General features: G+C 55.8%; 19 protein-coding genes and 2 tRNA genes. 3 read left to right on the forward strand and 18 right to left on the reverse strand.

Annotated features, from left to right (window positions below; all coding sequences use genetic code 11):
* Together JW885_07175 and JW885_07180 are read right to left on the reverse strand one after the other, a co-directional pair.
* Positions 1 to 303: Gfo/Idh/MocA family oxidoreductase (locus JW885_07175; GenBank protein MBN1881938.1), on the reverse strand; the 303-nt coding region annotated here is incomplete at its 3' end.
* Positions 304 to 925: 622 nt separating this feature from the next.
* Positions 926 to 1001: transfer RNA gene (locus JW885_07180), tRNA-Ala, on the reverse strand.
* A gap of 143 nt (positions 1002 to 1144) precedes the next feature.
* On the opposite strand from JW885_07180, the gene JW885_07185 reads away from it, so the two are divergent.
* Positions 1145 to 1232: transfer RNA gene (locus JW885_07185), tRNA-Leu, on the forward strand.
* A 216-nt stretch (positions 1233 to 1448) separates the two neighbouring features.
* Here JW885_07185 and JW885_07190 read toward each other — a convergent pair.
* From JW885_07190 to JW885_07260, 15 genes are all read right to left on the reverse strand, one after another.
* On the reverse strand, positions 1449 to 2030 hold the full coding sequence (locus JW885_07190; GenBank protein ID MBN1881939.1) for a cache domain-containing protein: 582 nt from the start codon (positions 2028 to 2030) through the stop codon (positions 1449 to 1451).
* Between the two features lie 404 nt (positions 2031 to 2434).
* A complete protein-coding gene (locus JW885_07195; protein MBN1881940.1) occupies positions 2435 to 4192 on the reverse strand; it encodes a FecR domain-containing protein in 1758 nt (585 codons plus the stop codon).
* A gap of 164 nt (positions 4193 to 4356) precedes the next feature.
* Complete coding sequence (locus JW885_07200; protein ID MBN1881941.1) at positions 4357 to 6144, reverse strand: hypothetical protein; 1788 nt, start codon at positions 6142 to 6144, stop codon at positions 4357 to 4359.
* 375 nt (positions 6145 to 6519) lie between these two features.
* Positions 6520 to 6969 carry a DUF126 domain-containing protein gene (locus JW885_07205; protein MBN1881942.1) on the reverse strand — a complete coding sequence of 150 codons (450 nt, stop codon included), beginning with the start codon at positions 6967 to 6969 and terminating at the stop codon, positions 6520 to 6522.
* A 16-nt stretch (positions 6970 to 6985) separates the two neighbouring features.
* Entirely contained in the window at positions 6986 to 8266 is a 1281-nt protein-coding gene (locus tag JW885_07210) for a DUF521 domain-containing protein (GenBank protein ID MBN1881943.1), read from the reverse strand.
* Positions 8267 to 8515: 249 nt separating this feature from the next.
* Positions 8516 to 10027: an L-fuculokinase gene (gene fucK / locus JW885_07215; protein ID MBN1881944.1), complete on the reverse strand. Its 1512-nt coding sequence runs from the start codon at positions 10025 to 10027 to the stop codon at positions 8516 to 8518.
* 13 nt (positions 10028 to 10040) lie between these two features.
* On the reverse strand, positions 10041 to 10967 hold the full coding sequence (locus JW885_07220) for a 1-phosphofructokinase family hexose kinase (protein MBN1881945.1): 927 nt from the start codon (positions 10965 to 10967) through the stop codon (positions 10041 to 10043).
* Between the two features lie 7 nt (positions 10968 to 10974).
* Entirely contained in the window at positions 10975 to 11571 is a 597-nt protein-coding gene (locus JW885_07225; protein MBN1881946.1) for a class II aldolase/adducin family protein, read from the reverse strand.
* A gap of 64 nt (positions 11572 to 11635) precedes the next feature.
* Positions 11636 to 12652: a LacI family DNA-binding transcriptional regulator gene (locus JW885_07230; GenBank protein MBN1881947.1), complete on the reverse strand. Its 1017-nt coding sequence runs from the start codon at positions 12650 to 12652 to the stop codon at positions 11636 to 11638.
* Between the two features lie 66 nt (positions 12653 to 12718).
* Entirely contained in the window at positions 12719 to 13735 is a 1017-nt protein-coding gene (locus JW885_07235) for an alcohol dehydrogenase catalytic domain-containing protein (protein ID MBN1881948.1), read from the reverse strand.
* A gap of 7 nt (positions 13736 to 13742) precedes the next feature.
* On the reverse strand, positions 13743 to 14864 hold the full coding sequence (locus JW885_07240; GenBank protein ID MBN1881949.1) for a (Fe-S)-binding protein: 1122 nt from the start codon (positions 14862 to 14864) through the stop codon (positions 13743 to 13745).
* Between the two features lie 2 nt (positions 14865 to 14866).
* Positions 14867 to 16309 carry an FAD-binding oxidoreductase gene (locus JW885_07245; protein ID MBN1881950.1) on the reverse strand — a complete coding sequence of 481 codons (1443 nt, stop codon included), beginning with the start codon at positions 16307 to 16309 and terminating at the stop codon, positions 14867 to 14869.
* Positions 16310 to 16354: 45 nt separating this feature from the next.
* The gene (locus JW885_07250) at positions 16355 to 17362 is read right to left on the reverse strand and encodes a Gfo/Idh/MocA family oxidoreductase (protein ID MBN1881951.1); all 1008 of its coding nucleotides are present in this window, start codon (positions 17360 to 17362) and stop codon (positions 16355 to 16357) included.
* Between the two features lie 23 nt (positions 17363 to 17385).
* Positions 17386 to 18894, reverse strand: coding sequence for a hypothetical protein (locus JW885_07255; protein ID MBN1881952.1), 1509 nt, complete (start codon positions 18892 to 18894; stop codon positions 17386 to 17388).
* Between the two features lie 13 nt (positions 18895 to 18907).
* On the reverse strand, positions 18908 to 20443 hold the full coding sequence (locus JW885_07260; GenBank protein MBN1881953.1) for an NAD(P)/FAD-dependent oxidoreductase: 1536 nt from the start codon (positions 20441 to 20443) through the stop codon (positions 18908 to 18910).
* Between the two features lie 403 nt (positions 20444 to 20846).
* Here JW885_07260 and JW885_07265 point away from each other — a divergent pair, with 403 nt between their 5' ends.
* Positions 20847 to 22250, forward strand: coding sequence for an MFS transporter (locus JW885_07265; protein MBN1881954.1), 1404 nt, complete (start codon positions 20847 to 20849; stop codon positions 22248 to 22250).
* A gap of 492 nt (positions 22251 to 22742) precedes the next feature.
* On the opposite strand, the gene JW885_07270 is transcribed toward JW885_07265, so the two are convergent.
* The gene (locus tag JW885_07270) at positions 22743 to 22979 is read right to left on the reverse strand and encodes a hypothetical protein (GenBank protein ID MBN1881955.1); all 237 of its coding nucleotides are present in this window, start codon (positions 22977 to 22979) and stop codon (positions 22743 to 22745) included.
* Positions 22980 to 23172: 193 nt separating this feature from the next.
* Here JW885_07270 and JW885_07275 point away from each other — a divergent pair, with 193 nt between their 5' ends.
* A complete protein-coding gene (locus JW885_07275) occupies positions 23173 to 24174 on the forward strand; it encodes an NYN domain-containing protein (GenBank protein MBN1881956.1) in 1002 nt (333 codons plus the stop codon).
* Positions 24175 to 24227 lie beyond the last annotated feature (53 nt).

Genomic DNA, 24227 nt, shown 5'->3' on the forward strand with positions numbered 1-24227 from the left:
CGGTTTTTCGCACAGGATAGGAAGACCTTTTTCGGCGCTGTCTTCAACATGACGCGCGTGAAGCCATGGGGGCGACGATATGACAACGGCATCGAGATCTTCATGTTCAAGCATGGCGCGGTGATCCTCATAAACTCCGCTTACCCTATACTTTTTTGCGAAGATATCTCTGTTGTGCGGGTCTGGATCACTGATTGCGGCGATATAGGCCCTCCCGTCCGCCGTGATGGCTGGACCATGGCCCACTCGACAGATATTTCCCGCACCAATAAGACCGAGCTTTGTTTTATTGCTTTGTTTCATAGCGCTTCCCCAAGGACTTATAATATCATTTTATGACTATGCCTGCCTCTTTCCATAAAAAAATGGGATTCTGTTGCATTATATCTGACAATCCGCATTCGCCGTTAGTTTGGCTTTTATATCTGACTCTCTTTTAGTTCGATATACTACAAAACTATTTCATAACGATCAACAATTAAATCTCCAAATTGGCCGTGCTTCATTCCGTCTGGAATTTTTTTACCACCGAAACGCCTCGAGATACTCCTTCCTCATATCATCAACGATATACTTTTGACACTGCTCCGTACCCTCTATGGTTGAGTCTCCCGGAAGCTGTTTCAGATTCGCTCGGTTGCCGGTGCTATTTTAGGAAATGGATCGCAAACAAATGTCTGAGGGTGCGGGGATGGATATCCATATCCAGTGCGCCGTTTCCGATGATCTTCACGATATCCCTGGATACCGTATTGAGGTTTGAGCGGACGGCCCTCCCTCTTCCCTCTTTCGTTTGATAAGGGAGGTGAGCCTCTCCTATGGATCATCAAAACGGGCTAACATACTTGACATATTAAAACCACATGACTATATATAACACCCCATAAAAAAAGGGCCGCGAAAAAATCGCAACCCTTGAAAAATTTGGTGGAGCTGAACGGGATCGAACCGTCGACCTCATGACTGCCAGTCATGCGCTCTCCCAGCTGAGCTACAGCCCCGTGTTCTTTTGATTGTTATTATGAAAATAATTAATTTTTATATCACACCTTTTTTTCTATGTCAATAAATTTGTCCGAATTATCGGGTTTCTTTTTCAAATATCTTGACATCCCGAGACATTTCCACCTATAATAACCTTCGTGCCGGAGTGGTGAAATTGGTAGACGCAGGGGACTCAAAATCCCCCGGACCTCGCGTCCGTGTGGGTTCGATTCCCACCTCCGGCACCAATTTGCTATTGATTTTGGGGTTTTACGAGACAGTAAAACCCTTTTTTCGGGGTGCATCGGATAAATCAAGGCGATTCAAACAGCCCGACCCGGAATTCCGGGTCGGGCTGTTACCGTGGTGCTTTATTCGTATGTGAGGAGGAGGTACAGAAACGCAATCAGCTCGATATCAAAGCATAATAGAGGCGGACGGATGAAATTTTCAACCTCCCTTTACTATTTTTCGGTTGTTGACTCCGGGGTCTCTGGAGTTTCCGGAGCCTCCGGGGTTTCCGTAGTTCCCGATGTTCCGGTACGGTCGAGCATAGATTCGAGTTCGGAGAGGGAGAGGTCCGGCTCATAAATACCGGCTCCCACCTGGTACGGCTGCCCCGGGACCTGGTAGATGTATGATATCTTTCGACTCGGTTCCGCTTCTCCCAATTTCTCCCACCAGTATTCGGTAAAACCACCCTTCTCCCGCTTGGCGGCGTTACACAGGTCAAGTCCCAGGTATGTTCCATGCACGTCGATCAACGTATTCAGCTTTACGCCGATCAGTTGATTATTCGGATGGGCTGCGATAATCCCCTCGTCACAGTCGTAGACGAAAATGTAGGTATCCGCCCAGACCCATGGTCCCGCCGGATTATTAAATTCACTTAGACCGGCAGGTCCCTTTTCCTCCAATACCCGTGCCGCCAAACGTACTTTTGTGATGATGACATCGAAAGTTGTGCCTTCCTGGGGATATGCGTTGGCGGCGAAAACCAGGACCAACACAAACAACAAGAGCGGTATCCATTTCATCGATTTCATTTCATTCCTCCATGGATATGATCTAAATTAGTATTTTTGAGTGACTCAGGATTGTGTACTACCCGTTTATTATAGCATTTTTGTTTAAATTTGTGAGTTCATTATTCATGTGAAATAAAAAAGAAAAATCTGTGCCGATAATGGTATTCAGCTTCGGTCGGGCTGAATGCCGGGTGATTTTATATACACAATGCGGATTCGTCTCCTGGGGGGCCGATTGAAACCGAGAGCGGTCTCGACGCCGGGAGTATCGTCTTCTTGTCCGCCGCAGTTCTGTGCCGAAGAAAATCGGGAAGGGCTCTCTGGAATGGATATGGAACGGGATTGATCACGTGAACGAGGCGAATGCCGCAGAAGACATTCGCCTCGTGTTTGTTTGGATTTTCCGTCTTTTTAACGAGGGGTTAGGGGAAAATTCCGATTTCCTGATCAAAGAAGTAACCGTAGTCGGAGTAGGTGACGTTGATCCAGTTATCTGGAGACAGTCTATATCGAAAGCTGCCCGCGCAGAACGGCACGGCGAGACAACTGGTGACCTCCTCGACAACGAACTCACCGCCGAATCCGTACTCCTCCCCGGTCTTCGCTTGATAGTAGCTGCGGGTCAGAGTGCGGGGAAAGGTATCACAATCCGTGCTGATGGTGACGGTGATGGAATTGATCGAAGGCGGTATGTCCGGAACTGTCATCAGAACGACCACTACTTTGTTGCAGGGTGGAGCTGCGGGAATTGTATCCACATACATCTCAAGGTCCGGCTCGATCTCGGCATAACCGGTGTCGAACCAGTCTCCCTCGGTGTGAATAAGGCGGTACTCGTCGGTTTTGGAAAGCCACCATTTGGTTGTGCCTGTGTTGGTCGTCCCCGCCTCGTTCGTCGTCCAATGAGCGGTGAAAATGATGTCGTCGCCCAGGGAGTCCACCTGTTTTATGGAGTAGGTGACCGAGAGCAGCGTGTTCCTTCCGGTGTCGATGTATGAGTCAATGGAGTCTCGAACAAGCTCTTCCCGAGAGTAATACCCCCCGGCGGAGCCGTCGTAGTCCCGGGAGATGAGGTCCTGTGCGTCGTACGTGTTTCCGTTCTTGACGGAGCGAAACAGGGTTTCCAGAAAACGCTCCGCCACTTCCCGATAATTGAGCGGTGTATAGGTGATCATCCAGGGGCCGGTGTCCCGATAGTCCGAGACAACCCCCGCCGTGTTTGTGGCCCGAACGGTGAGCTCGTAATCAATATATTCCCTCGGCTGGAATTCATATGACCAGCTTTCCGTGCCGACGGTGTCTTCCCAGGTCATGCCTCCGTCGAGGGACACCTCAACGCCGGATATGGGGGATGCTTCGTCGTTCGTTGTTCCGGTAATGAGAACGGTGCCTGATCGGGTCATGTCGTCGTCCGTGAGGGTGAGGGTGCGTTCGATATCATCCAGGTTTATGATACGGTTTATAAAAACGGACGTCACGACGGGCGGCTCGGCGTCTCCTCCCGCGCCCGCCCCGTCGTCGAACTGCATGTCTTTGAGAAAATCCTCGGCGACGCCTTTTTCGGTATCCTCGGGACCCGACGGGACCACACCCGAGCGCAGAAAGATGGAACGTCCGGTGCATACTTTATACGGCGCCATCCCAACAAGCTCACGATGCGATACCTCAACGCATCCGCTGACGGTCATGATAAAGGTTCGACTCAGGTCGGGATCGTAGGACTCGCCGAAATCGGTTCCCCGGACGCCGCATGAAGCGTTTTCCGTCTCGATGATGAGTTCGGCCTTCCCTTCCGAAGGCGGATTGACGAAGGTGCGAATTTTCCCGCGGATCAGCTCGAAGGTGCTGAGGTGTACCTTCGTGACCTCAACGGTCCCGAGGGACTTAATGGCGACGAGGCTGTCCGGACCGATCTTCAGGATACTATCTTCGGCGAACAAGATTTGAACGTATCCCTCGGCGTCCGTTTCGATTTGATCTCCGGCGTGTAACACATCGCCCGTTTTCAACGGTATCCAGTCCGAGCTTCCGTGATAGAGTACGTCGACGAATCCCTCGACGGACGTTACAACGGCGGTATCATCACGTGCCTTCTGGGCCATGACCCGGGGAATCCCCGTTGTTGCAATGAGCGCCAGTATCAGGACACACCCGATAGCGTATGAGAGTCGATGTGTCATAATGTCTCTCCCTGGGAAATCAATAAGAAAGGATTATCGTAAACGGTATACAGAACATTTTGTGTAAAGGGCATACGATACTACTTTTTCTATTGTACGAAAAGATCGGTGATTTGAAAAGAGGATATATGATAATTCTCTTCTGGCGAATCGCACAGAATCAATCAGAAATGGACGGAAAATTCCATGAGATAGACATTTTCGCCGTATCGCTCTGAGGGATCGCGGCTCCAGAAATCGTTGTTTCTATACGTGAGACCCATGCTGGAGGAGAAAAAATTCCATTCATAGATCATCTGGGTGAGGGTTACCTCGGTGGTGTTTCGCCGTGTTTCAAAGAGGGTCTGTCCACGGTTGTCATACCGTGTACCGAAGCTGCCGTAGTATGATGCGGAAAGGTCCGTTCCCCAGGGCTCGTACGCCACGGAAATTCCCGCGGACGGTCCCCAGGTAACCTGAGTTTCGGATCCGTCCGGGTTCGTCTCGTATATGCGCTCGTGTGTGAAGCGATATGCAAGCCACATGTCCCAACTGACATCCCCGGTTTCAAAGAAATATCCCCAGGTGGCCCTCAGGTTGCTTGTCAGGGAATCGGCGCTGTCATGGGTCCGGTCGTCATCAAGGATCAAACCGTAATCCACCGAATATCGCATATGATAATGGGAATTGGATATCCCGATGAGAAAGCTGTGTTCGTCTTCGTTGACGCTTTTCGGGAGATCGTCGGAGTAAGCGGTGGCGTAGTCGTATCCAAGCTTCAGGCGAAGACGCTGGAAATATCCTCCCGAATCGATGAACGGGCGAACCGACACCTCGTTTTCCCAGTAGTGATCGAAGGTGCGGTAGGTGTCGGGTGAGTCGCTGTTGAGCTTGTCGTGGATGACTTTATATGCGGTATAGAGATCCCACGAACTGCTCGGCCGATACGAAACGCTCCCCTTGAATGACTGTCGATCCTCGGAGGCGCTTCCCATGATGGTTTCGAATGTCGGCTCGACGCGCTCGTAATCAAATGACAGTTTCAGCTCCCGTATGGGCCTGTAGTCCAGTTCCAGCCGGGACGCCAGGCCTTCCCGCCGGTATTCTTCCGTCAGGAAGCGGTTTCCCTCTCCGGGATCTCGTCTGTCCGGATAGAAAACGGAGTATGCCTGCTCGCCCGTGATAATCAGGGAGTTGTCCAGGAATTTCATCCGGGTATCGAAGGAGTAGACCTGGTTTTCGTAGTCGCCGTAGGTCGAGGATGTGTAGAGGTCGGTGACTTCGGTATGGACGAACGTACCTCCGAAGAGGATGGTTGAAAGGGGTGAGAACTCCACCCGCCCGCCGCCGAACCAGTGCTCGTAGGTATCGTCGAAGGGAACGCGGTTTCTCCCCGCGAGGGCCATGAATGCGAGGGAATCGATCGGCTCCACCCACGCCTTGCCGCCCAGGAATATGTTGTTGAACGTATACTTTGTGAAGTATTCGCTGATGTCTCCACCGGCCATCTCATAGTGGTCACCGTACAGCGTCAGGTTCCAATCGATGATGTTCCATTGCGTGTCGTCCGTTATGATTGAGTCGTCGGTATGCTGTCCAAATCCATAGGCCTCAAGGATCATATTCTCCATCAGTCTCCGGGTGAAATATGCCTCCAGAGACTCGTAGTAGTGCAGTTCCTCCTGGGTCCCGGGATCGACGTCCAGAGACGAATAGTCCGTGTTTCCATACACATGTTCGTAATAGGACCTGACGGTATAATCAACATCCAGGGATTCCTCCAACACGTCGGAGACGGTTTCCCCACCCGAGCCGATTCCTCCCGCATTATCCTGAAGGAGGTAATCATTTTCATTGATTTCAGGTTTCTTCGTCGGCGGCTCGGATGTCTCAGGGGTGTCGAGCTCCCTCGTGCTGTTCCATCCCAGGTCTTTGGTGCTGTTCCACTCGGTGTTATCCGCCTGAGCCGTCAAGAGGGGAGTAGGAATGCCGGGGTGATACGATGATTTGAAAGAAAAACCGGAAGATGAAAAAGGGGAATCAGCTGAAACGGCGAACGTCGGATACACACAGAGACACGCACCGAGCAGAAACAACAGGGTGGGATTTCCCCGAATGCGGGGGAGATACCTTTTCTTGGGGAAGAGAGGCATCGATCGAAGAAAACAATAGTATATAATTATGCTAAAATTTAGCATACTAATATATAATTTGTCAACAAAATAGGCGCGCGGGCATGTTTTTACCACACCGAGTGTGCGTGGAGCGACATAATGACGGAGTGACACATAAGGGGGTGGATCGGGAGTGTAGAACAGAGGTTTTTACTAAAAGTATAGTGTGTCCGATCAATCCCGGATAACCGTTACGACGCCGTCCATTGTGACGGTGAGTGACGCTCCGTCCGTGACGTAATCCAGGAATTCTTCGCCGAGGCGATCGACCGTGACGATTCGATGTCCGCTCCAGATATCGGACAGTATCACCCCGGCCGCCGCAAGAGAATCGATCTCCTGGGAAAAAAGCATGGCCCGGGGGGCCAGGCCGAGGTCCACGGCGGTCATGAGCACCAGGCCGCCGGTGGTGGAACCGATGGTCTTCGGAAGACAGATGATTTTATCGGTGAGGTCTTTTTTGAAGAGGTCCGGGTTGTCCTGATCGGAGCAGATCGCCTGTTTCGACTTTCTCAGGGCGCTCTTTATATAGGACGCGAGGCTGTTGAACCCCTGTCTCGATACCACGGCGTGGCCCGAAATATCTCCAGGCAGGAGCGCTCTTCCGGTAAATTCCTTTTTCATTGGTACCTCTCTCGTATTATCCGCATATCATCGCAAGGGTTTCGTCGTCGGGATAAAATCGTGCGGTCGTGTAGGTCCTGAGTTTGTTTGAGTTGGTTATCACAGGGATCTTCGACGAAATGGGATTGCTCATGAACGCCACGGGGCAGACGGACGACAGGTACACACCGGCCCGTTCGAGGCGTGACGCCGTCTCGTTTTTTTCTCGAAAGATCCGCATGATCTCCGGTGCCGCCGTGAGCACCACCGGCATGGAAACCCGGGTCTTCCCGATGGAGTCGAGGCGTTGAGTGATTGCGGCGGCCCAGTCCGCCACCTGCTCCAGGGACAGATGCGGGCATCCGATGAAACAGCGTTTCGGCTTGAGATCAGGTCGTTTCCACAAGATCTTATATCCGTTCCTGATGCGTGAAAGCTCCTCGTCCGTGATCACATACGTGTGGTGGTTGAGCCTCAGAAGGGAATCGCCGTGCGTTTTCGCTTCGGGGGTGATGTGTTCAATGTGAAAGAGCCCCACCGCCCCGTTTGATGCCGTCGCGGCGCCGAAGTCCTTCAGGTAATCCCGTATGAAGGCGTCGCTCTTCCCTTTGAGGAGCGCTTCCAAACCGCCGATATACGGCACATCCTCCATCACCTTCATGCCCACGGCGGAGCCGAGAAGCTGGGGATTCGGAAGCGTGTCGGTTTTGATCTCGACCAGCCAGTCCGCCCGGCGGCCATCGTCGTTCAGAAGGCCGAACAGGGGGGCGCGGTTGATGATGTTCATGAGGATGTCTATGCCCGTGGAGTTTCTGTTTGTTCGGGCGCCGATTACCGAATTGACAAAGACCACCGCCGAGGATTCCGACCACGCCAGAATATCGCCAAAGGAGGGGGTGTTGCCTACTTCAGGGAGGTAAGAGGTGCACGAATACGAGCGGGAATCGATCAGCCCCAGGCTGTCAAGCTGGCGCTCGAGGTTTTTCTGTGCGCCGTAGATGTATCGAAACAGGAGGTTTTCAAAAAAAGACGACGGCGTTGTGTGAGGGTCGTAGGTTCTGGGATTGGTGGTGAAGGGACGGAGTGTTTCCAGACTCTCGTCGATCAGCGCATCGAGCAGGCCGTAGTATGATTTCAGTATTGAGGCGCCGAAGGACATGGCGAGATGCGGCCGCCCGGAAATGGGAATCAGGCGCGTCGCGTCGAAGGCCTCGCCGTACAGGACGACCGATCGAAGCACCTTCTGCACTACCGGTCCGCTCGATCCGGCGAGGATATCCCGCTCTTCCCGAGTCAACTCCATGCGATAGTCTTCCATATATCGTCCTTTTTTGAGGGGTTGAACGATGAGTCGTCGTGGATCTGATATCGAGAAGTCGTAGGAAGTTTCAAGCTGGACAAATGAGCATGTGTATCGTGAGAATACAACAGGAACACAGTATAGCCCGGGAGACGTAAAAAAACAACAAATATGATAGAGTATAACACGGGTGTTTCGACGATACAAAATACGAGCAGACGAGTGCGAATATCCGGCATATGGCCGAAGGGTCGGGAGGCATAAGATTCAGCGGCGGTAGAAATCCGAAAGGTCGGGCCCGATTGTCAAAAACCGATCGAAGAGTTCGTCGTAAATAGTTCTTTCCTGTGACGGCTCTATGATGTCCGTGAAGAAATCGATTGCATTATGAGCCTCATCGAAGTTTTTATATATCCCGGCGCCGATGAATCCGAATACGGCCGCCCCCACGACGGTATTCTCCCGCTGCCTGGTCAGACGGATCGGCATGTTCAGGACGTCGGCCCTGATACGGTTCCAGAGGTCGTTTTTAGCCCCTCCCCCCACCAGCGTCAGCATGCCCGGGAATACATCCGTGTGCTTCGACAGGAGATTCATGGCCATCCGCAGGTGGAACGAGAGTCCCTCCAGGAAGGCCCGGTAGATCTGTCCCCTCTCGGTATGGAGGGTAAGGCCGAGGATGGTCCCCGCGGTGTTGTGATGTCCGGTCACGCCGGTGCCCTGGAGGAACGACGGCTCAACGAAGACGCCCCCGGAGCCGGGAGGATGGTTCCTCGCCTCGTCGATCATCTTTGCGTATCTCTCCGGGTCCGATATACAATCCCGAAAGAAGAGGCGTGAGGTCCATTCCAAAGCGCCGGAGGCGATCCACTGCTGTCCCACGTTGAAGAGGCCGCAGATCGCGTCACACTCGTTTTTCAGCCCCGCTTCCCGGGCGGCGTCCGTGGTGATTGGTCGGTGGTGCCTCAGAAAGAGTATCTCCCAGGTACCGGAGCTGAGCACCGCATCATTGGGACGGCACCCCGAGCCGCATACGGCGAACTGCGTGTCGTGCCCCGCGGCGACCACCGGCACATTGGGCGCCAACCCCAAAAGGGAGGCGGCATCCTTCGTTAGCGGGCCGATGATCTCTCCCGGCTCCACCATCTCACCGAAAAACGAGGGCACAAATCCCAGGCGGCCCAGGAGATCCGTTGAAAATATTCTTTTCCTGATATCGATGAGCATGGTGCAGTCCGCCGTGGTTGGATCGTTCACCATGCGTCCGGTGAGTTTATGGTTTATCAGACCCGGCGTCATTAGGTAGGCATGGGCGTTTTCAATGATGTCGGGATTATTCTCCCAAAACCAGAGAAGGCGCATGATCGTGTGCTGGCGCATCACCTGTTCGCCGCTGATCGAAAAGAGGTCGATAAAGGGTATGTAGTCGTCGATGCGTTCGGCGACGGGTACGGTGCGGGGGCACTGCCAGGAGATGATCGGGTAGAGAAGATTGCCGTCCACGTCCACCGGCGCCCCGTCGTCCCCAAAGGTGGTGACGACGACCGCCGCGACGCTCTTTTTCCCCACTCGGGCGATTACCTCCCTGGCGCATTGGACGAGCTTTTCCCAGATCGCTTCGAAATCCCAGATCAACCAAGCTCTGTCCGGAAACTGGCGCACCGACCGGTTGTCTTTATATGAGGAGTGGAGGATGTTTCCCCGGGCGTCGACGGTGATGGCCCGGACATTGGTCGCCCCGCAATCGAGAACCAGTACGACATGTGTCGGTGCATTCATCCTGTCCTCTTTTTTATTGTTCCGTTATGATTGCATGTTCGATGATATCTTCAAGGTTAGTATCGTCCCAGAGGATCTCTCGCGAGCTGGCGCACAAGGTTCCCGCGGCAACGGCCCGGACGAACGTGGTGCGGTCCCACCTCTTTGTGACATCGAAGGATGCGGCGAGACCCGCCACGAAGGCGTCCCCGGCGCCCACCGGGTTGACGGCGGGTCCTGAAGGAGGCGTGATGGAGACGATTTTGGTCCGGGTGATGAAGGTCGCTCCGTCGCTCCCGAGGCTCAGGGCGACGACCGACACCATATCCGTGATTTTTTTCAACTTACGGATAATGTACTTATCCGTCGTTTCCCCCGTCAGGGCGGCCGCCTCGTCCCGGTTCGGCTTGATGACCTCTGGATGAAATTTCAACGATGCGACAAGGGCCGCGCCGCTGGTGTCCAGGATGACCGGGATGTTCTCTTCGTGGGCGCTGTCGATGAGGCGACCGTAATAGTCATCCGGCGCGTCGCTCGGGAGGGAGCCGGAGAGGACCACCAGGGAAGGCCTCTTGATCGTGAGGAGCTCCGCGAAGAACGATCCGAACTCATTCAGGGTGTTTCTGTCGATTGCGGGCCCCGATGGGACGATCTTCGTCTCTCTTCCCGTCTTCTCTTCAATATACGCCACGGTGATGCGGGTAAGCATGTCTACGGGATAAAAGGCGCACTCGATGCCGGAATCGATCAATCGCTCCCGGATAAAATCACCGGTAAAACCGCCCAAGAAACCGGTGGCGAGCACATCGGCCCCTAGAAAACGTGCGACTCGGGCGACGTTGTTTCCCTTGCCGCCTGGATCGGGAGGCTGATCTACCCCCCGGTTGGTGGTGTGATGCGCAAACGGCCCGCCGAAGACGGTGAAGTCCACGGCGGGATTGAGGGTGACGGTGAGGATCATTTCTCGCCTACATATCCAGGAGCTTCCCGAGAATCTGGCAGCGGCATTCCGACTCCACCCGGTCCACGATATCGAAGCATGCGTTCATGTCCCTTCCCATCGCCACGATGCCGTGGCGAGGGAGGATGACTTCGAGGGCGGTCTTTTCCCACTGATTCCGTTTCGAGATGAAGTGGGAGATGACATTCACGGCGAGCTCCGGGCTGTAGCCGGGGGTCTCCGGGATGCAGTCGATGGTCCCAAACTTCTCGGTCGCCTGGAGCGTCGGGATGATGGGTCGGGATTTCGCCACGAATACGTTCGTCCAGTAGGGATGGGCGTGAATGATCGCGCCGGCATCATTGAACTCCCGATAAAGCCCCAGGTGCATGGCCCCTTCCCGGGTGATGTCCTCGGGGCCCTCCAGGACGGTGCCGTTGAGGTCCACGATGGAAAGGTCGTCCTTTGTGGTCTGCCAGCGCAGGCGGTATCCCATAAGACGGGGGGTGATGCAGACGATATTTTCCCGCCGGACGCTGATGTTGCCGCCGGCGATGTCGGAGAGCCGTTTATCCCATATCAGTCGGGCGATCTCAATAACAAGGTTTTTCATATCTTCTTTCATGCTGGTCTGTCCTGTGCGGTGCCGTCATCCGCCGTTGAAAATGAATAGGAGTGGGGACATCGGATCAGGTGGATGCCCGGATGATGAAATCATCTTCCAGGACAATATTTTCCGGCGGTCCCGTTTTTGCACCCTCCATACGCTCCATCAGGAGGGTTGCGGCGCTCTCCCCCATCCGGTGGGTGTTCTCGGACACCACTGTCAGTGGAGGAAAAAGCAGGGCCGACCAGGGGGTGTCGTCGAAGCCGATCACCGACACGTCATCCGGTATCGAAATGCCCCGCTCCTTCAGGATATCGAGGGCCACGGAGGTTTTCCCCTGGGTCGAGCAGATGAGCCCGTCCATGGGAAAGTTTGAGTCCAGAAATTCGCGAAACGCCCGGGCGATGTCCGCCCTGTCGTGATCTTTAACCGGGATGATGGCGGCGTCCGTAAGGCCCGCGTCGGAGAGGGCCGCCTCGAAGCCCGATTTTTTCTGGTTCGCCGAGAGCGTTCGGCGGTCGAACCCCAAAAGCACGAGATGCCGCCGCCCCTTTTCGATCAGGTGCTTGGTGGCGGTGTGGGCCGCGTTGAAGTTGTCAGAAATAATGGAGTCGGTATCCAAGCCTGTGATTTTTCTGTTTATCTGCACGATGGGTGTGCCCCGGGACGTGATGGAACGGAGAAAATCGAGGTTGTCCAACGAACAGGGCACAAGGAGAATGCCGCTGATGCGCTTTGCCTGAAAGATATCCAGCACCTCCCGCTCCCGGGCCGGGTCTTCTTCGCTGGAGCAGAGAAGAAAGCCGTATTGATTCTGATGGGCGATCTCGTTGACCGCCTGCATGATCGGCGTATAGAATCGACTCATGACCGGGATGACAAGACCGATGGTCTTGGCGTCCTTCATCTTGAGGGCCCGGGCCAGGGGATCGGGGGTGTAGTTCAGCTCCGTGATGGCCCGCTCGATTTTCTGCCCCAGCTCGGGAGATACGTAGCGTGTGCCGTTGATATAGGCGGATACGGTGGCCCGGGATACGCCCGCAAGACGCGCCACATCCACGCTTGAGGGACGTTTTGCCTGTGCCGATTTCCTGTCCATGAATCATATCTCTCTATATAAGAAAAAAGTGCGATACACGGCCTTCAACCGTTTTGCCGCATTGTATCACAAATCAACGATGACTTTCAGTGTTTCGTCCGTATGCCGCATGAGAAGTCGATATCCCTCGATCCAGTTATCGAAAGGGACGTGGTGGGTGATCAGCGGCTCGAGGGACACCCTCCTTTTTTCCATCAGATCGACAGCCCCGTAAAAATCGTCCCAGGTATACATGAGGGAGCCGGTGAGGGTCAGCTCCTTGTCCTGGACCAGGACCATCTCCGTTGTCGGATCGTCCCCGTATACCCCCAGCACCACCACGTCTCCGCCGCGGCGGGTCGCCCGGATGCACGCGTTGAGGGCCGACGCGGTCCCGGCGCACTCGAAGGAGACGTCCGGGCACCTCTCGAAGAGGCCTTTTACCTGCTCCTCGATGGGGGACGACGATCGCGGCTCGATGACGTCGATGGAGAGATCCTCAAGGATTTTCCTTCGAAACGCCACGCGCTCGGCGACGACGAGGCGCCGCGGCCCGAACAGGCGCGCCGCCTGGGCGATGAGGTTGCCGATGGTGCCGCCGCCCACGATCAGCACGTCTTGATCTGTCAGGGAGGGGGGGTGGCCTACGCCGTGGACCGCGACGGCCAGCGGCTCCGTCATGGCCGCCTGGTCGGGACTGATACCCTCCGGCATCCTGACGACATGCCGTGCGGGAACCGACAGGTACTCGCTCCCCGCGCCGGGGAGCGCTCCTCCGATGAACAGCAGATCGTCGCACCGGGCGATGAATCCCTCCCGGCAGCGGTCGCACACCCCGCACCCAACCGCGGGCTGTACCGTGACCAGGTCGTTCGGTGCGAGGCCCGAGACGTCTTTGCCGACCTCTTCGACGAAGCCGGAAAACTCGTGCCCCTGCACCAGGGGAAACTCCACCAGGGGATGCTTTCCCTTGAACACGTGGAGGTCCGAGCCGCAGATGCCGATCCGGGACACCCTGATAAGGACCTCATCCGCACCGGGCGTCGGCGTCTCGACGTCGCGGTACAAAATCGTATCCGGTTTCGGAAGGTATGCCTGCTTCATGAGACGTCTATATCCTTTCCGCAAGAAATGCCCCGATATCCGTGACGGTGATCGTAAGATCCTTCGCCTTCGCCGCCCGGCGGAAGGATACCGTGCAGTTGGGACATGCGGTGATGAGCGTTTCGACGCCGTCGGATATGGCGCCGGACAAACGATGCGCCGCGACCAGTTCCGCAATGTCCGGGTCCGTCAGAAACATCCCGGCGCCCGCACCGCAGCATTCGGCCATCTTTTTGCTGTGAAAGAGCTCGATGGGAGGAGCACCCGTCGCCGCCTCGATAACCCTTCTGGGGGCGTCCAGGATGCCGGCATTTCTCCCCAGGTGGCAGGGATCATGATACCCGACCAAAGATGTATCGTCGACCTTTTTTACATTCAAATCCCCGGCGGTGATCGCGCGATCCAGATACTCGGTGAAGTGACGTATTTCGATCTTTTCCGGCATCGAGACTCCCATCCGGGGGAGGTAGTCTGTCATCGCCCGGTACTGGTGGGCGCAGCCAATGACGATTCTCTTCGGTGCGACCGTCGTGACCGCATCGATGAGGCGTTTCGCCTCTGCCCGCGCCTGCTCCACGTAGCCCAGCTCGAAGAGCCCCGCGATCGCCGACGGCTCCCGCTCGAGGATTCCCCAGTCGCTTCCCGCGGCCGTCATCAGGACGGCCGCCGACTCCAGCACCTCCGTGGTCTCTATCCTGGCGGCTGCGCCTGTGAGAAAGAGGATATCGGGGTGCTTCTTCCCGACGACGTCCTTTTGTATCGAAAGGTTCTTTATGTTTTCTGCGCCGGCCTCGTCACGGGAGATGAGCTCATCGGCCGCTTCTTTCACCCGGTCGGGCACGGCGTTTGCTTGTATTATTTCCTCCCTCGCCTGGCGGACCAGCTCGTCCTCCCGCCAGTGATAGGCGCAATCCTCCCGGCACAGGCCGCACTGGCTGCACTGGTAGAAGCGGTCGACGATCGCCTTCGTCCAGGAGAGCTTCTTCGCGTCGATCTCCGCCCGGAGGAGGGCGTACCCCCTCGGGGTGTGGGAGTCGAGCTTCGTGGCCAGGAAGGTGGGGCACGCGTGCCGGCACATGAAACAGTGTTTGCAGCTCTGTATGGTCTCTTTTATCTGTTCGGTATCCATCTCTATTCTCCCAGGCCGAGTTTTCCGGGGTTCATGATGTTGTTCGGGTCCAGCGCCCGCTTGACGGCGCGGGCGATCTCGTAGCCGTCGCCGTAGATGTCGCGCATCATCCTGCCGCAGCGAAGGCCGATGCCGTGATGCTCGTTGACCACGCCGTTGTTCTCCACCGACGCCCTCACCGCCGCGTCCATGATCCTGTTGTAGAGCCTCATGGCGTCTTTGGGATCGTCGGGGAACTCCTTGATGAGAAACGTGGGGTAGAAGCTCGTTCCCCAGTCGTACCAGTGGGAGAAGTGCGCGTGAAATTCCGCGTTCCACTCGGCGAAATCATTCTCGACGCTCCGTTTCATCTCATCATAGATGGTCTCGATATCCTCATAGGGGGCCACGGTATCGGTGACCGCGGTCATCCAGGGATAGGCGATGTAGTCGTTTGGGGGATAGTAGGACTTGTAGCGTCCCTCCCACCAGTTCTTCCCCGGCTCCTCCCCCAGGTCCCGGGCGCCCGACGTGAGCAGGATGCCGGTCGCCTCGGTCATCTGGGCGTCCACGATGGACGTCATCCCGTCGAAGCCGATGAGCATCACGCAGCCCTCCTCCTCCACACCGAACTGCTTTTTCATGATGTGCCGGGTGTCTTTCTCGTCGTACAGGCGCATCAGACAGGGATCAACGCCGTTGACCATGATCTTTCTGCCCGCCTCGATGCCGTCCTTTAGGTTCGGCAGGAGAAATCCCCAGAAGATACGCTTCTGGGGGAGGGGGTGAATTTTGCAGACCGCCTCTGTGACGATCCCGAAGGTCCCCTCGGCCCCGAGGAAGAGCCGCGAGTAGTCGGGGCCGGTGGAGTGAAGACGAACGGGGAGGCTCTTGAAGATCCGTCCAGTGGGGAGGACCACCTCGAGACGATGGGTCATGTCGGAGAGCTTCCCGTACTTGGAAGAGAGTACCCCCGTGCCGTTGGTGCTGATGAATCCCCCCAGTGTCGAGGTGGTGAACGACGCCGGGAAGTGGTTCATGGTGTAACCCCGGCGGTTCAAGCGCTCTTCCAGATGCTTCTGAAGGATGCCCGGCTGGACGGTGACGGTGAGGGATCGCTCGTTTATGGAGATGATGTTATCCATCCGCTTTGTATCCACAACGATCCCGCCGGTCAAGGCCGAGGCCCCGCCGCCGTCGCCGGCGCCGCCGCCCCGGGGGATGACCGGGATCTTGTAATCGTTACAGAGCCTGACGACGGCCGCCACCTCCTCGGTCGTCTCGGGAAAGACGATGGCGAAGGGCTTCGGGAATTCGAACTCGGTGAATTTCCAGAACCTGGTCACCCACCAGACGTCCAGGGACTGGGCCTCGATCTCGGCCTCGTCTGTGATGACGCGTTCTTCTGCCAGAAGCCGCTCAAGCTCATATTTAATCATTTCGTGATAAAAGGTTGTGCCGCTCATGGTGCACGTGACTCCTCGTGATGTGTGAAGTGTGTTGATAAAGCATTACAGCATGCTTGAAACCGGTCCCCATTCGATGGGGATGCCCCCCTTTTCGGCTATCTGTGCGAGCACGCTCATGGTCCGCGCCTCATCACGGATGGAGGGTGTGGGTTCCCTGTTTTCTCTTGCGCAGTCGATGAAGTGGCGGTATTCCCCCACGTAGCCGTTGAAGACGTGGCTCTGGTTGGGGCTGATCGGGTTCCAGTCGCTGGTCCAGATCTCCCCCGCCTCAGGGGTGTAATAGGTCACCTCCCGGGCGTTGGTGATGATCACGCCCTTTCCGGTGTCGGAGAGAACCTCGATGCGCTCGGCGAAGGGGCCGGGGCCCCCGTAGGTGCCCCATGCCAGCGTGCCCACAGCATTGCTTGTGAACTTCAGCATGGCCACCAGCGCCCCCGTGTTCGGCCCGGTGAGGTGGGCGGCGGCGTCCACCTCGGCAATGTCGCCCCCGAAGGAGATCACCGCATCCAGGTTGTGGCACTGCCACTCCAGCATACAGGTATAGAAGGTCGGAAAGACGTCGAAGCCGTGCATCTTGCTCTCTATCTGTATGATGTTTCCGAAGGTTTTTTTGTCTCCGATGATCTCCCGGACCCGGTTGTATGCCAGGCCGTGGCGCTTCTGGTGCCCCACCTGGACGATTTTTCCGGCCCGCTTCGACGCCTCCAGGATTCGCTCGGTATCGGCGGGGTAGATGGACGAGGGCTTTTCGAGGAAGACCGGGAGCCCCCGCTCCAGCACCCGGCAGGCCACGTCCGGGTGGTGTTTTCCCCCGAGGCAAATGATCACCCCGTCCAGGTTCTCCGAGTCGACCATTTGCTCAAAGTTGGTGTATGTCCTTTTCCATCCGTATTTATCCGCCATCCGCTCGGCCCGGGTGATGTCCAGGTCGCAGACGGCGGCGCGATCGACGTCATCGAAGAAGTGGAGTGAAAGGCTGGGATACAGGTTGGCCTCCGCGAAGACGCCCGCCCCGATGGTTCCCAGCCGAAAGGGTTTGTGTGAGGTCATGTCCTCCTCCAATATTCTCGTGTTTATCGTCGGTTCGATGCCGACCCATAGGCACAGTCGAGTGCCTCTTTTATCTCTCTGTATCGACCGAAGAGATCGGCGTACCGTGCGTGGATTTCTCTATCGTAAGAAATCGTCTCCCCCCCCGTGACACATCGTCGGGCGGCGTCCCGGGCGCTCGAATAGACACCTATACCGACGCCGGCCAGGAGGGCCGCACCCAGAGCCGCCGAGGCGTTGGGGATAATGACCCCATCCACCCCCATGACGTCCAGGATGATGCCGGTCCAGACCCTGTTTTTCATCCCGCCGCCGATGAGATGATAGGACGTGAATGAATCACCGATCGCCCCCAGGGCGCCTTTCGCATCGGCGAGGGCGAAGGCGGTGCCCTCGTACACCGCCCGGACGAGGTGAGACCGGGTGTGGGAGACGTTCAGGCCGAAGAAGCTGGCGGTGAGGCGGTGGTCCCAGTAGGGGGCGTCCTCTCCCATCAGGTAGGGATGAAAAAAGAGGCCGTCCGCCCCCACCGGCACGGTTTCGGCCATCTTCGCCATCTCACCGAACGCGATCGTTGAGTCGCAGGCGTCATCGAAGAGGATATCTTTCAGCCAGACGGTGGACTGGGCGCACGAGCGGGTGTTGATGTCCAGCATCCACGTCCCCTCCTCGACGAACGACCAGAGATAGGCGGGCGAATCCTCGGGGATGTCGGAAAGGTCCGAGACAATCGTCGAGACGGCCCCGGAGGTGCCCAGGCGGAGCTTTGCAGAGGACAGGTCCACCACCCCCGAGGCGAGCATCTCCGTCACCGCGTCGCTCCCGCCGACGATGACGGGCGTTCCCGGAATGAGCCCCGTCTCCCTCCCGATATCTGCCGTGACGTGTCCGGTCACATCGGTGGAGACGAGAATGCGCGGGAGCTTCGATTTCGGTATGGAAAAAAGCTCCAGCAATTCTTCCGACCAACTCCCCGTCAAATGGTCGAAGAGCGAGCTTCCCGACGCGTCGCTGGCGTCCGTCGCCACAGAATCGGTCAGGCGGAGGGCAATGTAGTCCTTCGGGTAGATGAAGGTCTCTGCCCTCTCCCATGCCCCGGGCTCGTGTTTTATGAGCCACAGGAGCTTCGGCAGGGTGCACATGGTGTTGAGGGGATTCCCGGTGACCCGCCGCACCAACTCTCCGTGCCGGGCGGTAATCTCCTCCACCTCTTTGTGGCACCGGGAGTCGTTCCACAGGACGGCGGGGCGGACCGGGAGTTTATTTCTTCCGATGAGGGTGACGCCCCGCATCTGGCCGGTCAGCCCGACGGCGTCGACGGGTGCCCCTGAGGAGGGAAAATCCGATGTCAGCTCGCGGATGACGTCCATCGCCGCAACAAACCAATCCTCCGGGTCCTGCTGGCTCCACCCGGGTGCGGGAGTGTCGGGGGCGTATTCACGAGCCGCCTCTTTGATCGCCCTCCCGTCATGGTCCACCAGGAGCCCCTTACAGCCGCTGGTGCCGATATCTATGCCGAGGAGATATCCCATAAAAGACCTGTTCTTATATATCCTTTTTCGCCCGCCGTACGACGTTCCGGGCGCTGATGATCTGGGTCCAGACGCCCGGCCCGGTCTCGCTCTGGCTTCCGATGAAACGGAGCCCCCGGATGGGTGTCTCCGACGGCGCGCCGCTTCTGTTGAGCATGGGGCAGTAGCCGCCGAAGGAGTGGTGATCGACCAGATGCACCAGCTTTCCGAAGTCCTTCGGGGTGATGGTCACCGAGGTTTTTATCATCCCGGAAAGATTCGGGATGATCGATTCCGCCTCGGCCACCAGTTTTCGTGTCATCTCGTCTTTGACCTCGTCCCAGTCTTCCTTCATGCGGTACGGGGCGATGGTATAGACGGTGACGGCGTGGGCGCCGTCCGGCGCCATCTCCGGGGAGTGGAGCGAGGGGATGTAGATAATATATCCGTCTTTTCCCTCATGATAGACGCCGTCCCGCACCTTGATAACGCCGTCGGTGACGTTGTGGGTGCCGTAATAGTAATTGAGGGGCACATCCTGATGTGCGGTGATGTCCCCTTCAACGCCCAGGTGCACCATAAAGACCGATTCCATCAGCGGGATGTCGTCTATTTTCCGTGAATAGTCCTCGGGCAGGCGGTCTCTCCCGAGAAGCGTAAAAAAACACTCCCGGGCGCCGCCGCTGGCGAGGACCATCTCCGCCGGGTGCTCGGTGCCGTCGGACAGGACGACCCCGGTGACGCGGTCCTTTTTCGTGAGTATCCTCGTGACGACCGCGTTCGTCCGGATGACGCCCCCATGCTCGAGGATGACCCGCTCCAGCGCCTCGATAATCCCGCCGCACCCTCCCCGGACGAACTGGTAGGTGATGTTCCTCGGGCCGATACCCAGCGCCCGCTTCGGGGGAATACGCCGGTCGTAGGCGGTCTCCTGGTTGGAAAAGGGGATGCCCAGGGCGGGATACTCCTCGGGAAGGATGGTCATGTCGGCGAGGATCATCATGAAGAAGGATTTCAGCACCTCGTCGGTGAAGAATTCAGCCATAAGCTCTTGAGCATTCCATGTCTCATACTTCTTGATCCGCCGCCAGAGAAGGAGCATCCCGAGAAGCAGCGGGATCTTTCGGATGGGTCCTGCCACGGCCGAGTGGCGCTCGCACGTGATCAGGTCGATGGAGGTCTCGAGAAACGCATAGAATCGATCGAGGTTAGCCGCCTCGTGGGGGAAGAGCTCTTTCAGACGCTCCTTTCTCCAGTCCCTCCCCCGGTACTCGTCGGGCCGGAAGACGCGGAAGTCCGGGAACGCAAGCCCCCGATCCCCCCTGACAAGATCGTACCGACGGTTACAGCCCAGCTCCGCCATCACCAGGTCCGCCGGCTCTCCGGGCCCGATGCCCTCCAAAGCCATCGGTCCCAGGTCCCACCTGAAGCCGTCCCGGCGGAGTGTGGCGGTGACCCCTCCCGTGTGGTCGGCCTGCTCGAAGAGTGTCACGTCCGCGCCGTCCTTCGCCAGAAAGGCCGCGGCGGTCATGCCGGCCATGCCGGAGCCGATGATGATGACCCGTGTCATGTGATCCCTCCCGTTTTCCGGCCTGCGCCCGTATCGATGCCGAAGCTTGTTTCGGGCAAAGCAGACAGGCCGGAAAACGGACAGTTACAAATAAGATTGAGCGACACGTGTAGCTGCACGTGTCACATCTAAAGTCTACAACATACGTGTTGAATGTCAAGAGAGAAACGCAGTTTTTGTGAAAAAATAGTCATCGGCCGGGTAACAGGTGCTTTCCGGTGGATATGCTTTTTAGGGAACTGTTTTTTGTTGCGATTTCTGGAAATTAAGGGTACAGTGTAAATAGAGTTTACACGTGTAGCTGCACGTGTAGTCCATGAGCAATTTCAATCTGCTTTGAGAAAAACGTAGAGCAGATGCCGTTCGAACGAATCCGAAATGATGTAAAGCGGAGGATAGAAATATGGCTATGATGGATATGAACGGAAAAGCGGGTGTCCATGGAGACGAACGGATTCCCCTCTCCACCAAGCTTGGATACGGCATTGGTGATTTCGGCGCGAACCTGGCGTTTCTCACAACGCTGTTTTACCTGTTGTATTTTTTTACCGACGTGTTCGGAATCGAGGCGAAGGTGGCGGGGATCATCGTTCTCGCGTCCAAGTCCTGGGACGCGGTGAGCGATCCCCTCATGGGAACAATCTCGGACAGGACAAAAAGCCGCTGGGGGAAAAAAAGGCCCTATCTTCTTTTCGGAGCGTTGCCCGTGGGTATCGCTTTCATGCTCCTGTTTTACTCACCACAGTTCGGGGGGAGTGAGGAGGTGATAGCCAGATATCGGATCATCTGGGGAGTTCTTACCTATATTTTATTCTGCACTACGATAACGGTTGTCAACGTTCCCTATGCAGCCCTCACCGCGGCGATGACGAGGGATTCCCACGAGCGATCGGTGATTACCGGATATCGCATGTCCTTTGGCATCGTTGGGACACTGGTGGCGGCCGGGGCCACACTGCCGCTGGTCGGTCTTTTCGGCGGTGATGATCCGATCGCCGGATTTCGCACCCTGGGAATGTGTTACGGCGCCGTACTGACGGTGGTCACATTGATCGCATTCGGAGCAACCCGGGAAACGGTGACGGATGTCACGATCGATGTCGGGACACAGATGCGGCCTTACGAATACGTCCTGACGGTGGTGAAGAATCGGCCGTTTATGATCCTGCTTGTGGGAACGCTCATGTACATGCTGGCGATGAACACCCTGGCCGCTGTGGTTGCATACTATTTCAAATACAACCTCAAGGCGGAAAACCTCATCGCCTTTGCGAACATGGGGATATTCATCCCCGCTCTTTTTTCCATTCCGCTGTTTGTATCTATCGGGAAAAAGGCCAGCAAGAAACTCGCCTATAACCTGGGCATGGGAACGGTGGGGGCGATGCTGGTGGTCCTCTTCTTTTTCGCGGAAAAGAGCCTCGTCCTCACGTTTATCTGCCTTGCCGTGGCGGGCATGGGGCTTTCCACCAACTGGCTGTCGCCCTGGGCCATCATCCCCGATACCGTGGAATACTCGGAGTGGAAGCTGGGGATACGAAACGAGGGGATCCTCTATGGGGTGTTCTTTTTCGTCTTCAAGCTGGGAGCCGCTCTGGCCGGATTTTTGGTCGGGAGGGTCCTGGATTTTGTGGGATACATGGCAAACCAGCCCCAGACGGATCAATCACTCCTGGGCATCAGGCTCCTGTTTACGCTGTTTCCGGTCTGCTTCATCATCCTGGGAATCACGATCATGTCGTTTTTCCCGATTGACGCGAAGAGACATCGGGAGATGATAGACGAGATAGAAAAACAGAGGGTATAGAGCGGGTGGTTCGGAACGTGGAGATCGCCGCTGGATCCGGTATCGTCAATGGGGTGCGGATGGTTTGCCGTCCGAAGAAATCACATCCCGGAAACGGCCGAGGTCGGTAGGGAGTCGCGTCGTATCAAGGATACGGAATAATTTATCCTCGTGGTGCATCATCACCGGTTTTTGATTGCCCATGCCTCCCGGATGGTGGAGACGGCGTTTATGGAGAACCGGTTGTTTTCCCCGGTTGAATATTAATGAAGCGCCGCCCGGTCACATCGCGGCAAAAAAAGAGGGCGGCGCCGCTCGCCTGGCGATGCTCCCGGGCAGGGAAGAGCGATAAAAAGACAGCCCGCCCCCAGGATGCTCCCTACAGAGGCGATGATCAGGGCGTATTTGAGAAGCATGTCCCGTACTTAGTTGAAAGTGGGTGACGGTTTGTGTTTCCATATTATGCTACACCTTCCTTTTTGCAAAAGATGAAATCTTCATCGAGTCTTACTTCTAGCATCCAAAGGTCCCTATAACCACTAATCCGTTTAAAGCTCTTCTCGGCAGAAGCAAAAGCCGTTGCAGCCCAACGAAGCGCCATCTTACCATTTCTCCACCTGCACACCCTGTTTGTTTTTCTCCTGCTATGACCTGGGAAGAAAGCATGAGTACCGCTTCGATGCTGGCCCTCCCCACAACAGCAATCAGCTCGTATATCACCACTCTGGAACCCTTGAAAAGCTCCACCATCGGTAATAAATACCGGGGTTTTTTAGTAAATACTCCTTAATCTTTTGCTTGTCCTTTTGTCAACAAAATGATAAGATTCCTTCACTGAGGTTCCTCCATCTAAATGGTTTTTTTGAATAACCCGATTCTATCGAGTCGGTTCAGGAACCGCCGCCCTTTTTTCAACTTCCAACTATCTTTGGGAAAAATTATATTGCGTACTACCAAAAAGAATGTTGCCATATTGTGGGATATTGAAAATGTCACCCCATCAAAAGACTCCTTATTTGTGGATGGGTTGTTGGATTATGCGAAGCAGATCGGCAATATCTCATCAGCACTCGCGATCGGAAATTGGACAGCCACCTTGACAAACAATCTTGCTGTCAATATTTCAGAGAAGGGTTTTGAACTGATCCACATGCCACAACCTGATGAGAAAACAAAACGGAAAAAGAACAGCGCAGATTTCGCCTTAATTGCGAAGACTATGGAAATGATTTTCCAATACCCCCATCTTCAGACGTACATACTCTTAACGGGAGATATTGACTTCAGGCCACTCCTTCAAACTTTGAAAAGACATGGAAAACGCATTATTGTCATTTGCGATTCCAATACGGCCTCTGAGGACCTGCTAGAATTTGCAGATGAATATGCCGATTACCGGGCGTTAATTCCCGATGATACCTCGACAGACGCAAGTGAGCAGCCCGAGACGACGAAAGGACTCAAAAAAGAGGAAGCCTTCCCTCTCTTAACAGAAGCTATTCAGGAAATGACAAAAAAGAAAAAGATTCCTACGCCTGGTTCCGTTAAAGTTCGTATGCAGCTGCTTAATGAGAACTTCTCCGGGACGATTAACGGCTGTGCCACGTGGCAGGAATTTATCAATGCCGCAGTAAAACAGGACATCATTGCGGTCACAGAGACTGACCATGGTATAACCCTTTCTATTCCAAGCAACAACAAACATCGAAAATCCCAGAGCGATATGCCGTATATTATTAACGCCTTACTTGATGCTATTCAAGGGGTATCGCCATCCAAAAAGTGGGTCCGCTTTTCTCAAGCGGGCGAAGCCCTCATGGAAAAAGGTGTGAACATTAAAGCGCATAATTACACGAAGTTTAAGCAATTGATATTAGATGCGGAAAAACGAAACCTTGTTGAAACCAGGCAAGACAAGATGGTGTGGTATGTGCGGAGAAAATGATAGTGGAAAGAGGGGGATTTCCCCGAAACACAGGCTTGGTAGGGGGCAAGTTA

The sequence above is a fragment of the Candidatus Zymogenaceae bacterium genome (genome assembly GCA_016931225.1).
GTDB lineage: Bacteria > Desulfobacterota > Zymogenia > Zymogenales > Zymogenaceae > JAFGFE01.

Coding starts and splice junctions, on each gene's coding strand:
- JW885_07190 (MBN1881939.1), bottom strand. CDS start 2,030: ATGAAATCGATGAAATGGATACCGCTCTTGTTGTTTGTGTTGGTCCTG.
- JW885_07195 (MBN1881940.1), bottom strand. CDS start 4,192: ATGACACATCGACTCTCATACGCTATCGGGTGTGTCCTGATACTGGCG.
- JW885_07205 (MBN1881942.1), bottom strand. CDS start 6,969: ATGAAAAAGGAATTTACCGGAAGAGCGCTCCTGCCTGGAGATATTTCG.
- JW885_07210 (MBN1881943.1), bottom strand. CDS start 8,266: ATGGAAGACTATCGCATGGAGTTGACTCGGGAAGAGCGGGATATCCTC.
- fucK (MBN1881944.1), bottom strand. CDS start 10,027: ATGAATGCACCGACACATGTCGTACTGGTTCTCGATTGCGGGGCGACC.
- JW885_07220 (MBN1881945.1), bottom strand. CDS start 10,967: ATGATCCTCACCGTCACCCTCAATCCCGCCGTGGACTTCACCGTCTTC.
- JW885_07225 (MBN1881946.1), bottom strand. CDS start 11,571: ATGAAAGAAGATATGAAAAACCTTGTTATTGAGATCGCCCGACTGATA.
- JW885_07230 (MBN1881947.1), bottom strand. CDS start 12,652: ATGGACAGGAAATCGGCACAGGCAAAACGTCCCTCAAGCGTGGATGTG.
- JW885_07235 (MBN1881948.1), bottom strand. CDS start 13,735: ATGAAGCAGGCATACCTTCCGAAACCGGATACGATTTTGTACCGCGAC.
- JW885_07240 (MBN1881949.1), bottom strand. CDS start 14,864: ATGGATACCGAACAGATAAAAGAGACCATACAGAGCTGCAAACACTGT.
- JW885_07245 (MBN1881950.1), bottom strand. CDS start 16,309: ATGAGCGGCACAACCTTTTATCACGAAATGATTAAATATGAGCTTGAG.
- JW885_07250 (MBN1881951.1), bottom strand. CDS start 17,362: ATGACCTCACACAAACCCTTTCGGCTGGGAACCATCGGGGCGGGCGTC.
- JW885_07255 (MBN1881952.1), bottom strand. CDS start 18,894: ATGGGATATCTCCTCGGCATAGATATCGGCACCAGCGGCTGTAAGGGG.
- JW885_07260 (MBN1881953.1), bottom strand. CDS start 20,443: ATGACACGGGTCATCATCATCGGCTCCGGCATGGCCGGCATGACCGCC.
- JW885_07265 (MBN1881954.1), top strand. CDS start 20,847: ATGGCTATGATGGATATGAACGGAAAAGCGGGTGTCCATGGAGACGAA.
- JW885_07270 (MBN1881955.1), bottom strand. CDS start 22,979: ATGGTGGAGCTTTTCAAGGGTTCCAGAGTGGTGATATACGAGCTGATT.